Source organism: Mesorhizobium metallidurans STM 2683 (assembly GCF_000350085.1).
Taxonomy (GTDB): Bacteria; Pseudomonadota; Alphaproteobacteria; order Rhizobiales; family Rhizobiaceae; genus Mesorhizobium; species Mesorhizobium metallidurans.
Genome location: NZ_CAUM01000006.1, coordinates 98,962 through 113,531, shown reverse-complemented (window position 1 = coordinate 113,531; position 14,570 = coordinate 98,962). Strand labels below are relative to the sequence as shown.

The following is a 14,570-nucleotide window of genomic DNA, read 5'->3' as shown; positions in this document are numbered from 1 at the left end:
ACATGCGGGAATGCGGCGCCACCTAGTATTCTTGCGCCGCTTGCGGCGGGCCGCGAATTACGGCCTGCCGTCCCTCCAAAGCCCGCGATATGGATTGCTTCGCGGGCTTTCGCTTGCCGTTCTGGCGTCGCTTGCCGCCTCGGCGCTGGCCGGCCCGCCTGAGCCGGCGGGCCTCGCCACCAGCCGCGCCGATCTGACGCCGAAGGATCTGACGCGCGTCATCGCCGTCACCAAGCCGACCACTGATTTTTCCAAGCCCGAGCAGTTCGAGCTGATGCAGGGCGGCGCCGGCACGTCGCGCAAGGACGTCAACCGCGACGCCTTCTCGCAATCCTCCGCCAACATCACCTTCGAGGAAGAAGGCACGTTCAAGCTCGGCAACGCCCTGTTCCGCAAGAACTGGGTGTCCTCGCCCTCCTCGACGCAGGCCTCGGACGGGCTTGGCCCGCTGTTCAACGAACGGGCCTGCCAGAATTGCCATCTGAAGGACGGTCGCGGCCGTCCGCCGGAAGGAGACGCGGGCACCACCTCGATGTTCCTGCGGCTGGCCCGCGATGCGAGCAATGAGGCGGAGAAAGCCGCGCTCGCCGACCGCAAGGTGCTCAATTTCCCCGATCCGGTCTACGGCTCGCAACTGCAGGAACTGGCGGTGCCGGGCCTCAAGGGCGAAGGCAGGATGCATGTCGACTACAGGGAACGCAAGGTGACGCTCGGCGACGGCAGCGTCGTTTCGCTGCGCAAACCCAGCTATTCGGTCGATGGCCTGGCATACGGGCCGCTCGATCCGCGCACAACATTGTCGCCGCGTCTCACGCCGCCGATGATCGGCCTCGGCCTGATCGAGCAGATAGCACCGGCCGACATCCTTGCCCATGCCGATCCGGACGACCGCAACAATGACGGCATTTCGGGCAAGCCCAACATCGTGCGTGACAGCCGGAGCAGCGAGCCGACGCTTGGCCGCTTTGGCTGGAAGGCGCAGAAGCCGTCGATCCGCGAGCAGGCGGCGGGCGCATTCTCGGGCGACATTGGCATCTCGACGTCCGAAATGCCGAAAAGCGAGGGCGACTGCACCACTGCCGAAAAGGCATGTCTTGCCATGCCGAACGGTGTGCAGAAGCGCCTGGGTCCGGTCGAGGCGGCGCCGCCGGTCATGGACCTCGTCACCTTCTACTCGCAAAACCTGGCCGTGCCGGCGCGGCGCGATCTCGACACAGGGCAAGTACTCGCCGGCAAGAAGCTGTTCTACGACATGGGCTGCATTTCCTGCCACACGCCGAAATTCGTCACCCGTCGCGACGCGCCGAACAAGGCGCAGGCTTTCCAGCTGATCTGGCCCTATTCCGACTTCCTGCTGCACGACATGGGGCCGGATTTGGCCGACGGACAGGCCGTGGGCGAGGCGACGGGCAGCGAATGGCGCACCCCGCCTCTATGGGGCATCGGCCTGACCAAAACGGTCAACGGCAACAATTTTTTCCTGCATGACGGTCGCGCGCGCACCTTGGCGGAGGCGATCCTCTGGCATGGCGGCGAGGCACGGAAGGCGCGCGATCGCTTTGCCGCCGCCGATGCGGCCGACCGCGATGCACTGGTCAAATTCCTGGAGTCGCTCTGATGGTGAAACGCTTTTTGCGTGCTCTTGTTCTACCGTTGGCTCTGCTCGGTGCCCACCCGGCGTCGGCGGCGGTGAAGGCTTCCGAAATCATCCAGCGATCGGTCGACGGCTTCGTTCGACCGGCCTATGCCAGCCTCCACCAGCACGCTGCTACCTTGACCAGATCGATGCGCAATCTGTGCGCCGCGCCCTCGCAAAAGGACCTCGATGCGGCGCGCGCCGAGTTCTCAGCCACGGTCGATGCCTGGTCGGTCGCCGAGATCATCGGTTTCGGGCCGATCAAGGAGAACAACCGGCTGGAACGCATGCTTTACTGGCCGGACCGCAAGAGCATCGGCCTGAAGCAGGTGCAGGCGGCATTGGCCGGGAAGGATCCGACCGCCACCGATCCGGTGCAACTGGCCGGCAAGAGCGTCGCCATGCAAGGGCTCGGCGCCCTGGAATTCGTGCTTTACGGCGACGGCGCGGAAACGCTCGCCGGCAAGGACGATCCCTATCGTTGCGCCTATGGCGCGGCTGTCGCCGGCAACATCGAAACGATTGCCGGCGATGTCAGCGACGCCTGGAACAAGCCGGACGGATTTGCAGCACTCTGGGCCAATCCCGGGCCGCAAAATGCGCTCTATCGCGACGGCACAGAGGCAGTGACCGAACTGGTCGGCGTCTTCATCAATGAGCTGGAAATGGTCCGCGACGTGCGGCTGAAAGGGTTTTTCGGCGGCAGCCCGGAAGCCGACAAGCCGAAACAGGCGATCTACTGGCGCTCCGGGAACACGACGCGTTCGCTGGCCGGAAATCTGTCGGGGATGGACGCGCTGTTCCAGGCCTCGCGGCTTGGCGACGCGTTGCCGCCCGAAGCGCGCTGGATGGCGGAATCGATCCACATCCAGCTCGTCAACGGGGCCGCCGACGCCACGGCCGTCAAAGGCCCGATCGCCGAGGCGCTTGCCGACCCTGCGCAACGCCAGAAGCTCGACCATTTTTCGCTGGTGACATCCAGCCTGACGACCCTGGTAGGCGCCAGGCTGACCGCCGAGTTCGGCTTGACGGCCGGCTTCTCCTCGCTGGACGGAGACTGAGCGATGCGCACGCCTTTGATCGACCGCCGCGATTTCCTCAAGGCCGCCGGCGCGGGTTTTATCGCGGCAATGGCGCCTAAGGCCTGGGCAAATACGCTTGGCACGGATGCAGTCTTTGCCACCGCCTTCGTCAAGCGCGACGGCAGCTATGGCGCGGCCATCCTGTCCGAAGCGGGCAAGCTGCTGCATGCGATCGACCTGCCCGACCGCGGCCATGATGTCACCTTCGATCCGGTGTCGAAGCGCTCGGTGGTTTTCGCCAGGCAGCCCGGCACCTTTGCCGTGGTCTTCGACCACGCCGGCCGTGCCGCGCCGCTGACCATTGCCAGCATCCCCGGCCGGCATTTCTTCGGCCATGGCGTGTTTTCGACCGACGGTGCGCTGCTCTATGCCACCGAGAACGATTTCGACAATGCCGCCGGCGTCGTCGGCATCTACGATGCGCGCGAAAAATTCAAGCGCATCAGTGAGTTCCCGACCTACGGCATGGGGCCGCACGAGCTTTTGCTGCTGGGCGATGGCCGCACCATCGCCGTCGCCAATGGCGGCATCGAGACCCATCCGGACTATGGCCGCGCCGAGCTCAACATCGCGACGATGAAGCCGTCCTATGTGCTGGTCGACAGGATCACCGGCGATCTCATCGAGAAGCACGAACTGCCGCCCGCATTGCACCAACTGTCGATCCGCCACATGGATGCCGACCAATCCGGCACGATCTGGTTCGGTTGCCAGTACCGGGGGCCGGGCACCGACCATCCGCTGCTGGTCGGGCGCGCCGCGCGCGGCAAGGAATTGCAATTGCTCGACATGCCGCAGGACGTGCTCTCGGGCTTCAGGAACTATATCGGCTCGGTCGCTGCGAACCCCGCCGCCGGCACCGTCGCCGTGTCCTCGCCTGAAGGCAATTCACTGACCGTCATCGACACAGCCAGCGGTCGCATCCTTGCCACCAGCGCATTGGTCGAGGTCTGTGGCGTGGCGCCGGATGGAAAGGGCTTCATGGCAACGACGGGCACGGGCGAAATCGTCGAGGCGGGCGGTGCGACACGCTCCGAACCGGACTATGTCTGGGACAACCACATGTTGCGCATCGAGCAGGTCGCATAGCGCTCCTGGTTTCCTGAAGGTTATGTTCGTCGAACGTTACCTTCAAGCGAGGTCGAAGCGAAGCCGTCAAACGATTTATGCATTATCCCCTTGCGGGGACGGGCCATGGCAGGCAGAGGGGAACCACTGTTTTTCGAACCCATGCTCCAACCGGCCGCTTCATGAAGTTGCTTGCCATCGACTGTGCCGCCAATCTTTGCGCCGCCTGCGTCTATGACGCGGCGGCCGGCAAAGAGCTTGGCCGTTCAGTGCTCGATCTCGGCAAGGGCCATGCCGAGCATCTGATGGCTGTCATCGACGAAGCCCTGAAAGCCGGTGGAACCAGCTATGCCGGCCTTGGCGCCATCGCGGTCTCGGTCGGCCCAGGTTCCTTCACCGGCCTGCGCGTCGGCGTGTCGGCAGCGCGCGGCCTGGCGCTGGCGCTGAAAATCCCGGCGATCGGGGTGACGACGCTGGAAGCGCTGGCGGCGGAGGCGGTGACGACATTTTCCGGCCGCGCGACGCTTGCCGCCCTTGATGCCGGGCGCGAGGAAATCCACGCGGCATTTTACGACGAAGGCTCGGTTCTGCGTTATGGTCCGGCGGTAACCACGCTTCCGCAGGCCGTCACCATGGCGGTTGACAGTTTGCCGGTTCTTGCCGGCACGGCGGCAACGCAGATCGCCGCATCGGCCGGCCGGGCCTTCGACATCGGCCCGACAAGCGCCACCGCCGACATCGCCGTCTATGCCCGGCTGGCTGCTACCAAGGGCGAAGGCGAAAAGCCGAAACCGCTCTATTTGCGCGGCGCCGACGCCAAGCCGCAAGCGGGCTTCATCCTATCAAGGCAGAAAAACTGATGCGCATTCCTTTCCTCCAGCCGCGCCGCAGGGACTACGCGCTTCAGCCGCTGACGATTGCCGACAGCCCGGCCGTTTCCGAACTGCATCGCGAGGATTTCGTGCGGCCCTGGACAGATGGTGAGTTCGCCGCGCTGCTCGAGCAGGACACGGTGTTCGGCTACGCTGCCCGCGAGACCGGACAGGGCGGCAAGCCGCCGGTCGGCTTCGTGCTGGCGCGGTTGGCGGCCGGCGAAGGCGAGATCCTCACTGTCGCGGTGGCGCGCTCCCACCGCCGCCAGGGGCTCGGCTGGCAATTGATGGATGCCGTACTGCGCGAGCTGCATGCGCAGCGCGCCGAAGCGTTGTTCCTCGAGGTCGACGAGACCAACGTCGCCGCCATCGCGCTCTACCGGCGGCTGGGCTTCCGCCAGGTCGGCAAGCGCGCCAATTACTACAGATCGCCGGAGCACGGCCCCACCGGCGCGCTTGTCATGCGCCGCGATCTTCGCTAGCGCAGGCCCGAAAGTGGACGCACGTCATTCTATCTAGAAGCCGGGGCAGGGCCAGGACCGCATGATCGGAAAAATCAGGATTTTCCTGGCGCTTGGCCTCGTCATCGCCGGCTCATTGATCCTCGTGCCATTGCAGATGCTGTCGATGAAAACCGGCTGGTGGCCGGAAACCTTCATCCTCAAGATCTGGCACAGAATGATCGTCAGGGCACTGGGTATGCGCATCCACGTCAGGGGTGCGCTGTCCGACAAGCGTCCGCTGCTGGTTGCGTCCAACCACATCTCCTGGACCGACATCATGGTGCTCGGCTCCATGGTCGACGTGAAGTTCATCGCCAGGGCTGACATGGAAGGGTGGCCGCTGATCGGCATGCTGTCCAAACTGCAGCGCACCGTCTTCATCGAGCGCGAGCGCAAGCGCTCGTCGGGCGACCAGGCGAGCGAGATCGCCAACCGCATGGCCAAGGGCGACGCCATGGTGCTGTTTGCCGAAGGCTCGACCGGCGACGGCAACGTGGTCCTGCCGTTCAAGAGCACGCTATTCGGCGCCGCTTCGATGGCGATCTCCGAGGGCGCGGCGGAACAGGTCTTCATCCAGCCGGTGGCGATCGTCTATACGCGCCTGCACGGCGTGCCGCTCGGCCGCCGGCACCGGCCGATCGCCGCCTGGATCGGCGATGAGGATCTGATGCCGCACCTCAAGATGCTGATGGCGCAAGGCGGTCTCGACGTCGAGGTGCATTTCGGCGATCCCGTTGCCTTTTCCAAGGGCTCCAACCGCAAGGAAACGGCAAGGCTGATGGAAAGTCAGGTGCGTGACATGATGCGGGCGGCGCTCGCCGATCCGCGCCCGAGCCGGTGAGCCCAAACAGTACCCAGCCAGAATCGTCTGTTTTTTGTCACGGAAAGGCGTTAGAAGCCGCCGGATGGACTTGAACACGATCACGATAGAGCGGGACGACGTCGGCATTGCGGCCGAGGTCGTAGAATCCGCCCCTGCCAAAAAGGTCTTCGTCAAGACCTATGGCTGCCAGATGAACGTCTACGATTCGCAGCGCATGACCGATGCGCTGGCGGTTGACGGCTATGTGGCGACCGATGCCATCGGCGAGGCCGATCTGGTGCTGCTCAACACGTGCCATATTCGTGAAAAGGCGGCGGAAAAGGTCTATTCCGAGCTCGGTCGCATCCGCGAGATGAAGGCCGAACGGGCTCAGGCCGGGCGCGAGATGCTGATCGGCGTTGCCGGCTGCGTGGCGCAGGCCGAGGGGGCCGAGATCATCCGCCGCTCGCCGGCCGTCGATCTGGTCATCGGTCCGCAGACCTACCACCGTCTACCCGATGTCCTGGCACGGGTGCGCGGCGGCGAAAAGATCGTCGAGACCGACTACGCCATCGAGGACAAATTCGATCATTTGCCGCAGCCCAGGCGCGCCGAGATCATCAAGCGCGGCGTCACCGCCTTCCTCACCGTGCAGGAGGGTTGCGACAAATTCTGCACCTTCTGTGTCGTGCCCTATACGCGCGGCTCGGAGGTTTCACGGCCGGTGGCGCAGATCGTCGCCGAGGCCGAACGGCTGGCGGCGGCCGGTGTGCGCGAGGTGACGCTGCTTGGTCAGAACGTCAATGCCTGGCATGGCCAGGGCGAAAATGGCGCTGAATGGGGCCTGGGCCGGCTGCTGTTCAGGCTGGCCGAGATTCCCGGCCTGGCGCGGCTGCGCTACACCACCAGCCATCCGCGCGACATGGACGACGAGTTGATCGAAGCTCACCGCGACCTGCCTGCGCTGATGCCCTATTTGCATCTGCCGGTGCAATCGGGCTCGGATCGCGTCCTCAAGGCAATGAACCGCCGGCATACGGCAAAGGACTATCTGGCGCTGCTCGACCGTATTCGTGCCGCGCGGCCGGATATCGCGCTTTCCGGCGATTTCATCGTCGGCTTCCCCGGCGAGACGGACGCGGATTTCGGGGCGACGATGGAACTGGTGCGCCAGGTGAATTATGCCTCGGCCTTCTCGTTCAAATATTCGCCGCGCCCCGGCACGCCGGGCGCCGAGATGGCCGACCATGTGCCGGAAGCGGTCAAGGACGAGCGCCTGCGGCGGCTGCAGGCGCTGCTCTTGAAGCAGCAGCAGGATTTCGGCTTGAGCCTGGTCGGCAGGGTCATTGACACGCTGATCGAGAAGCCGGGCCGCCAGGCGGGCCAGAAGGTCGGCCGCTCGCCTTGGTTGCAGCCGGTTATTGTTGATGAAAAGGCCGGCGAAATCGGTGACATTATCCAGGTACGAATCACGAAGACGGGCTACAATAGCCTGTTCGCCGAATTGGCCTGAGGGGTCTCGGCAGATGAGGAGAGACGGTTGAGCGCTGCGGAAGTGAAGAACCTGCCCCAGGATCCACCTTCAGGGGCCTCTGATATGGCGCACATCGTTCTGACTTTCGACAACAACAAGCTTGCCAGCGCCCTTTACGGCCAGTTCGACGAGAACCTGGCCAGGCTCGAGCAGAAGCTCGGCGTCGATATCCGCTCGCGCGGCAACCAGTTGACCATCAAGGGTTCCGCCTCGGCCGCCGAGCAGGCACGGCGCGCCCTGGACAATCTCTACGGCATTCTCCAGAAAGGCGTCGACATCGGCCAGTCGGATGTCGATGGCGCCGTGCGCATGGCGATCGCCGCTGACGATCAGCTGACGCTGCCGACCCTGGAGCGCAAGGGCAAGGTCTCCGCGGCCCAGATATCGACGCGCAAGAAGACGATCTACGCCCGTTCGCTCAACCAGGACGCCTATATGCGCGCGCTGGAGCGGTCCGAGCTTGTCTTCGGCATCGGCCCGGCCGGCACCGGCAAGACCTTCCTGGCGGTGGCGCATGCGGCGATGCTGCTCGAACGCGGCATGGTCGAACGCATCGTGCTGTCGCGTCCCGCGGTCGAGGCCGGCGAACGGCTTGGCTTCCTGCCTGGCGACATGAAAGAGAAGGTCGATCCGTATTTGCGGCCGCTCTATGACGCGCTTTACGACATGATGCCGGCTGACAAGGTCGAGCGCGCGATCGCCGCCGAGGTGATCGAGATCGCGCCGCTGGCCTTCATGCGTGGCCGCACGCTGGCGCACGCCGCCGTCATCCTCGACGAGGCGCAGAACACCACGCCGATGCAGATGAAGATGTTCCTGACCCGCCTCGGCGAGAATTCGCGCATGATCGTGACCGGCGATCCGACCCAGATCGACCTGCCCTCGAACACCAAATCGGGCCTGGTCGAAGCGTTGCGCATCCTCGACGGCGTGCCGGGCGCGGTAACCGTGCGCTTCGGCGACGGCGACGTCGTTCGCCATCCGCTGGTGGCGGAAATCGTCAGGGCCTATGACCGGGACGCCAAGCTGGCGCGTGGCCTGGGCGCCGAGAGCTGATGTGACGATGCGGCCTCATGGCTGAAGACAGAAAGTCCGGCGACGGGAATTTTTCGGTTCCCGTCGACATCGATATATCGATCGAAGCGGGAGACTGGCCCGGTGAGGCCGCGCTGACGCGGCTGGTCGATCGCGCCGTGCTGGCCGCCTTTGCCGAAACCGGCGCGGCCGGGCGTTCCGAACTCAGCATCGTTTTTTCCGACGACGCCCATATCCGCGGCCTCAACGCCAGTTGGCGCGGCAAGGACAAACCGACCAACGTGCTGTCTTTTCCGGCTTTTCCTTTCGTGAAGGGCGGTCCGCTGCCGCCGATGCTGGGCGACATCGTGCTGGCCGCCGAGACAGTCGCCCGCGAAGCGGCCCTGGAAGACAAGCCCCTGGACAACCATATCACCCATCTCGTCATCCACGGCCTGCTGCACTTGCTGGGCTACGATCACGAGGCCGATACCGAAGCCGAGGAGATGGAAGCAATCGAGCGCTCGGCACTTGCGAGGCTTGCCATTCCCGATCCCTACGCGTAACTAAAAAGACCAATTGACCGGACGACGATGAACGACAAACCAGAAACTGCCGCCCGCCCCGACGCCGGCAGTGCGACCAAGCCTTCCGAAACGGCGGAAGAGGGCTCGAGTCCGAGTACCACGACCGGCAGCATCGCCAGCGAGCCATCGCCTGCCGGTCCTTCCCTGTTCGATCGCATGCTCGGCCTGTTCAGGCAGCGCAACGGCACCAGCCTGCGCGAGGAAATTGCCGGCGCGCTCGCCGAAACGACGAGCGATGCGGAATCCTTCTCGCCCGGCGAGCGGGCTATGCTCAACAACATCCTGCGCTTGCGCGAAGTGCGCGTCGAGGATGTCATGGTGCCGCGCGCCGACATCGAGGCGGTCGAGATCACCACCACGCTCGGCGATCTTCTGGGGCTGTTCGAACAGTCCGGCCATTCCCGCATGCCGGTCTATTCCGAGACGCTCGACGATCCGCGCGGCATGGTCCATATCCGCGACGTGCTGGCCCATATCACCAAGATCGCCCGCGTCAAAAAGGGCAGGACGCCCAGAAAGACGCCGGTCGCGACGGTTCTCGATCTCGCCAAGGTCGATCTCGCGCGCACCATCGGCGATCTGAACCTGATCCGCCCCGTGCTGTTCGTGCCGCCGTCCATGCTCGCCTCCGATCTCATGGCGCGCATGCAGACGACGCGCACCCAGATGGCGCTGGTCATCGACGAATATGGCGGTACCGACGGCCTCGCTTCGCTGGAGGACATCGTCGAGATGGTCGTCGGCGACATCGAGGACGAGCATGATGACGACGAGCCGATGATCACCCAGACCGGTGAGGGCGTGTTCGTCGTCGATGGCAAGGCCGAGATCGATGAGGTCACCAAGATGATCGGCGAGGATTTTTCTGCCGGCGAGCATGGCGAATATGTCGACACCATCGGCGGCATGATCTTCAATACGCTTGGCCGCGTTCCGGCGCGCGGCGAGGTGGTGCAGGCCATATCCGGCTTCGAATTCCATGTGCTGGATGCCGATCCGCGCCGGGTCAAGCGCGTGCGCATCGTGGAGACCCAGAAGGGCGAGCGGCGCCGGCGCGCCGCCCGCGCCGAACAAGCCTAAGAATCGGCCGCCGTGACAGTTGATGACCCGTTCAGGCATTCGGTCCTTGGTTCGGGGATTTTCTACAAGGACCCGCGGGCTGCATTGGTCTGGCTTGAAATGGCCTTCGGCTTCGAGCCGAGCACGATTGTCAGCGACGCCGATGGCAGGCTCGTCCATTCGGAGATGCGGTTCGGCGATGGCTATATCGTCGTGGATTCCGAATGGGCCGACCACGTCGCCAGCCCGGCTTCGCTCGGCGGCAAGAACACGCAGTCGGTCTATGTACGCCTGAAGGACGAGATAGACGCCCATTGCGAGCATGCGCGAACGGTGGGAGCGGAGATCGTCCAGGAACCCACCGACCAGTTCTACGGCGAACGGCAATACCGGGCGCGCGACCCCGAAGGCCATGTCTGGACCTTCACGCAGACCATACGCTCCGTTCCACGCGAGGAGGCTGAGCGGTTGAGTGGCCTGCGGATCGAGGGCTGGCACCGATAGCGCAGCGATCAGGTCGTGCTTATCCGGGTTTGGTGACCAGGCCGCGGCCTGATAAATCTTGCTCCCTGATTCGCGCGACTCGGGAAAGTGTACATGGAGCGCCATGCCGGCCGGATAATTCTGCTTTGGGGTTGGCGGCGCGCACTGGTGGCGTTCCTTGCCGGGGCGCTGGCGGTTCTGGCCCAGGCGCCTTACGATTTCTTCGCCGTCTGTTTCGTTTCGTTTCCGCTGTTGGTCTGGCTGCTCGACGGCGCGACCGGCGAAGCTTCCGATGGCTGGCTGAGGCGTTTGCGGCCGGCTTTCGCCATCGGCTGGTGGTTCGGCTTCGGCTATTTCCTTGCTGGCCTGTGGTGGATCGGCCAGGCACTTCTGGTCGAGGCCGACAGCTTCGCCTGGGCGCTTCCCTTCGCCGTCGTCGGAATTCCGCTGGCGCTTGCCTTCTTCTACGGCTTCGCGACGGTGGTTGCCCGGTTGCTGTGGAGCAACGACATCGGCCGCATCGCCGCCCTTGCCTTCGGTTTTGCCCTGGCGGAGTGGCTGCGCGGCTTCCTGTTCACCGGTTTTCCCTGGAATGCAATCGGCTACGCCGCGATGCCGGTGCCCTTGCTGATGCAGAGCGTGTCGGTGACAGGCATGGTCGGCATGAACGCGCTGGCGGTCTTCGTCTTCGCACTGCCGGCCTTGCTTGCGGCGCGCCGGCATGTCCGCCTGGGTGCTGTGCTGCTCGTCCTTCTCGTCGCGGCTGATGTCGGCTTCGGCTATGTCAGGCTTGCCGCTCCGGAGAAGCCGGCCGAGCGGAGCCTTAATGTCCGTATCGTGCAACCGGCCGTCGACCTTTCGGAGAAGTGGGACGTTTCGGTGCGCGACCGCATCTTCGCCACCATGATGGGGCTCTCGGCCAAGACGCCCGAGCCTGGCCATGACAAGCCGCAATTGATCCTGTGGCCGGAAACCTCCGTGCCGTTTCTTTTCACCGAACGTCCCGATGCGCTGACGGCGCTGGGAGATATGCTCGGCGACGGCCAGTTGCTGATCGCCGGCATCGTCCGGGAGGAGGGCGGCTCGGCGTCCAATGCCGACGCGCGGTACTATAATTCGGTGGTGGCCATCGACGACAAGGGCGAAATCGCCGATGCCGTCGACAAGGTTCACCTGGTGCCGTTTGGGGAATATCTGCCGTTCGCCGGATTGCTCGGCCGCTTCGGGCTCGAGCAGCTGGTCGCAGGGCCGACGAATTTCGCGGCCGGCAACGAACGGCATCCGATTGCGCTCCCCGGCGGCATCCGTGCGCTTCCGTTCATTTGCTATGAAGTTATCTTTCCCGATCTGGTAGCGGTTGACGCTACGTCAGCCGAGCTTATTGTGAACCTCACGAACGATGCGTGGTTCGGGGACACGCCTGGCCCCTACCAGCATTTCAGACAGGCGCAGGTTCGTGCGGTGGAGAACGGGGTGCCCCTCTTGCGCGCAGCCAATACCGGCATTTCCGCGGTGGTCGATCCGCGTGGACGCATCGTCGACGCGCTGGCGATCGACGCCCGCGGGGCCATCGATGTCCGCGTACCGATTTCCAATCAAGCCATCATCTCCTCCGGCCAAAGACGCATTAACGGAATGCTGATCATGTTGCTGCTTGCCCTTGCGGCAGGCGCATTGAATGTAAGGCAAAGGCTACGGGTGAATTGACAGTCGACACATTAGAAACTCATACTGTAAGCGCCTGAAATTTCTCGAAGCCGGTAGGTCGTAGTGTTGGGGCACTGGCCGCCGGCCTCGTTTGGGCAGGAAAAAAATAGAAAAAGCCGGAAAAATTCGGCGAGGAAAAATAATGACAGAAGAGAACAAGAAGAAACCGAATCCTATCGACATCCATGTCGGAAGTCGTGTCAGGCTTCGGCGCAACATGTTGGGAATGAGTCAGGAGAAGCTGGGCGAGAACCTCGGCATTACCTTTCAGCAGATACAGAAATACGAAAAGGGGACCAATCGCGTCGGCGCCAGCCGCTTGCAGGCAATCGCCTCGATTCTCGGTGTGCCCGTCGCCTTCTTTTTCGAGGATGCGCCAGGCCAGGAGGTCGTGGGTAACCGCGGGTTTGCCGAAGACACATCGATGGCTTTTGCCGTCGAATTCTGCGGCAGCCCGGAAGGGCTCCAGCTCAACCGGGCCTTCGTCAAGATCGCCGACGTAAAGGTTCGCCGCAAGATCATCGAACTGGTGAAAGCCCTTTCCGTCGATGAAGTCGATTGATCTGGGAAGTCGATTGATCTGGCAGGCTGCTGAAAGGGTCGAAAAAGAAGGGGCGGCGTAGCCGGGCATGCAAATTCTCGTGGTCGCGTGCATTGTGGAATTGGCGTTCCATGGACACGGCGGGACGGGGATCGATTTTGCTCGACACGCGTCCCCAAAAGCCCTTTTTCTTGCAGCCTGCAAAAAGTAGGGACGATGGCGGCGCCTTGCCGCCATCTAGGGATACGGACATAAAGATAGTAGGATATGAAGATAATAGCATCGAAATTCACGCCGGAGCGGCGACGCCGCTTGACGAGCGGCTGCTGGCACCGCTAACACGTGGCGCGCCAGGATCGGCAGCCTGCCGATATTTTTTCGAGAGGGGACACCCGTGACGCGGCAGAACTACTTCTTTACCTCGGAATCTGTAGCCGAGGGTCATCCCGACAAGGTTTGTGATCGTATCTCCGACGAGATCGTCGATCTGGTCTATCGCGAGGCCAGGAAAACCGGCATGGATCCCTGGAAGGTCCGCGTCGCCTGCGAAACGCTGGCGACCACGAACCGCGTCGTGATCGCCGGCGAGGTGCGCGTCCCCGAGACGCTGCTGAAGAAGGACAAGGAAGGCAACATCCTGAAGGATGCCGCCGGCCATCCGATCGTCAATCCGGCGAAGTTCAAATCGGTCGCCCGCAAGGCCATCCGCGAAATCGGTTACGAACAGGCCGGCTTCCACTGGAAGACGGCAAAGATCGACGTTCTGCTGCACGGCCAGTCGCCGGATATCGGCCAGGGCGTCGACAATGCCTCCGACCGCCAGGGCGAGGAAGGGGCCGGCGACCAGGGCATCATGTTTGGCTATGCCTGCCGTGAGACGCCCGACCTGATGCCGGCGCCGATCTACTACAGCCACAGGATACTCGAACTGCTGGCCGCCGCGCGCCATGAGGGCAATGGCGAGGCCGGCCGGCTTGGCCCGGATGCCAAGAGCCAGGTCACGGTCCGCTATATCGACGGCAAGGCTGCCGAGGCAACGCAGATCGTGCTGTCGACCCAGCATCTCGATGCGACATGGGATTCCAAGAAGGTCCGCAAGGTCGTGGAACCCTATATCCGCGAGGCGCTTGGCGAGTTGAAGATCGCCGACAATTGCAACTGGTACATCAATCCGACGGGCAAGTTCGTCATCGGCGGGCCTGACGGCGACGCCGGTCTGACTGGCCGCAAGATCATCGTCGACACCTACGGCGGTGCCGCGCCCCATGGCGGCGGTGCTTTCTCCGGCAAGGACACCACCAAGGTCGACCGCTCCGCCGCCTATGCGGCGCGCTACCTCGCCAAGAACGTCGTGGCGGCCAAGCTCGCCGACCGCTGCACCATCCAGCTTTCCTACGCCATCGGTGTCGCCCAGCCGCTGTCGGTCTATGTCGACCTGCACGGCACCGGCAAGGTCGATGAGGCAAGGCTCGAACTGGCGCTGCGCAGCGTAATGGACCTGTCGCCGTCCGGCATCCGTCGCCACCTCGATCTCAACAAGCCGATTTACGCCAAGACGTCGTCCTACGGCCATTTCGGCCGCAAGGCCGGCCGTGACGGGTCGTTCTCCTGGGAGAAGACCGATCTGGCCAAGGCGCTCAAGGACGCAGTCGCCGACCCGGTCGCCGCCTAACCGCGGCGCC

At 63.8% G+C, this 14,570-nt stretch carries 14 protein-coding genes; all 14 read left to right on the top strand.

The features are described from left to right. The first annotated feature begins 10 nt into the window (after nucleotides 1-10). On the top strand, nucleotides 11-1,618 hold the full coding sequence (locus MESS2_RS01435) for a di-heme oxidoreductase family protein (RefSeq protein ID WP_040591773.1): 1,608 nt from the start codon (nucleotides 11-13) through the stop codon (nucleotides 1,616-1,618). Further along, on the top strand, nucleotides 1,618-2,697 hold the full coding sequence (locus MESS2_RS01430; protein WP_008872247.1) for an imelysin family protein: 1,080 nt from the start codon (nucleotides 1,618-1,620) through the stop codon (nucleotides 2,695-2,697). The genes MESS2_RS01435 and MESS2_RS01430 overlap by 1 nt, the downstream gene beginning before the upstream one ends. A 3-nt stretch (nucleotides 2,698-2,700) precedes the next feature. Further along, nucleotides 2,701-3,807 carry a DUF1513 domain-containing protein gene (locus MESS2_RS01425; protein WP_008872246.1) on the top strand — a complete coding sequence of 369 codons (1,107 nt, stop codon included), beginning with the start codon at nucleotides 2,701-2,703 and terminating at the stop codon, nucleotides 3,805-3,807. Nucleotides 3,808-3,968: 161 nt separating this feature from the next. Then, nucleotides 3,969-4,646 (top strand): tRNA (adenosine(37)-N6)-threonylcarbamoyltransferase complex dimerization subunit type 1 TsaB, encoded by a 678-nt coding sequence (gene tsaB, locus MESS2_RS01420; protein WP_008872245.1) that lies wholly within the window; start codon nucleotides 3,969-3,971, stop codon nucleotides 4,644-4,646. After that, entirely contained in the window at nucleotides 4,646-5,140 is a 495-nt protein-coding gene (rimI, locus tag MESS2_RS01415; RefSeq protein WP_008872244.1) for a ribosomal protein S18-alanine N-acetyltransferase, read from the top strand. Before tsaB ends, rimI begins: the two co-directional genes overlap by 1 nt. 61 nt (nucleotides 5,141-5,201) lie before the next feature. Then, a complete protein-coding gene (gene olsA, locus MESS2_RS01410) occupies nucleotides 5,202-6,002 on the top strand; it encodes a lyso-ornithine lipid O-acyltransferase (protein ID WP_008872243.1) in 801 nt (266 codons plus the stop codon). A 64-nt stretch (nucleotides 6,003-6,066) separates the two neighbouring features. Continuing rightward, a complete protein-coding gene (gene miaB, locus MESS2_RS31900; RefSeq protein WP_008872242.1) occupies nucleotides 6,067-7,476 on the top strand; it encodes a tRNA (N6-isopentenyl adenosine(37)-C2)-methylthiotransferase MiaB in 1,410 nt (469 codons plus the stop codon). A gap of 84 nt (nucleotides 7,477-7,560) precedes the next feature. After that, nucleotides 7,561-8,553 carry a PhoH family protein gene (locus MESS2_RS31895; protein WP_244439837.1) on the top strand — a complete coding sequence of 331 codons (993 nt, stop codon included), beginning with the start codon at nucleotides 7,561-7,563 and terminating at the stop codon, nucleotides 8,551-8,553. Nucleotides 8,554-8,570: 17 nt separating this feature from the next. Further along, complete coding sequence (ybeY, locus tag MESS2_RS01395) at nucleotides 8,571-9,077, top strand: rRNA maturation RNase YbeY (RefSeq protein WP_008872240.1); 507 nt, start codon at nucleotides 8,571-8,573, stop codon at nucleotides 9,075-9,077. A 27-nt stretch (nucleotides 9,078-9,104) separates the two neighbouring features. Further along, nucleotides 9,105-10,178 (top strand): hemolysin family protein, encoded by a 1,074-nt coding sequence (locus MESS2_RS01390; RefSeq protein WP_008872239.1) that lies wholly within the window; start codon nucleotides 9,105-9,107, stop codon nucleotides 10,176-10,178. Between the two features lie 12 nt (nucleotides 10,179-10,190). Further along, nucleotides 10,191-10,661, top strand: coding sequence for a VOC family protein (locus MESS2_RS01385; RefSeq protein ID WP_040591769.1), 471 nt, complete (start codon nucleotides 10,191-10,193; stop codon nucleotides 10,659-10,661). Between the two features lie 93 nt (nucleotides 10,662-10,754). After that, nucleotides 10,755-12,347 (top strand): apolipoprotein N-acyltransferase, encoded by a 1,593-nt coding sequence (gene lnt / locus MESS2_RS01380; RefSeq protein WP_008872237.1) that lies wholly within the window; start codon nucleotides 10,755-10,757, stop codon nucleotides 12,345-12,347. Nucleotides 12,348-12,489: 142 nt separating this feature from the next. Beyond that, entirely contained in the window at nucleotides 12,490-12,909 is a 420-nt protein-coding gene (locus MESS2_RS01375; protein ID WP_008872236.1) for a helix-turn-helix domain-containing protein, read from the top strand. Nucleotides 12,910-13,282: 373 nt separating this feature from the next. Beyond that, nucleotides 13,283-14,560 carry a methionine adenosyltransferase gene (metK, locus tag MESS2_RS01370; protein WP_008872235.1) on the top strand — a complete coding sequence of 426 codons (1,278 nt, stop codon included), beginning with the start codon at nucleotides 13,283-13,285 and terminating at the stop codon, nucleotides 14,558-14,560. Nucleotides 14,561-14,570: the final 10 nt, after the last annotated feature.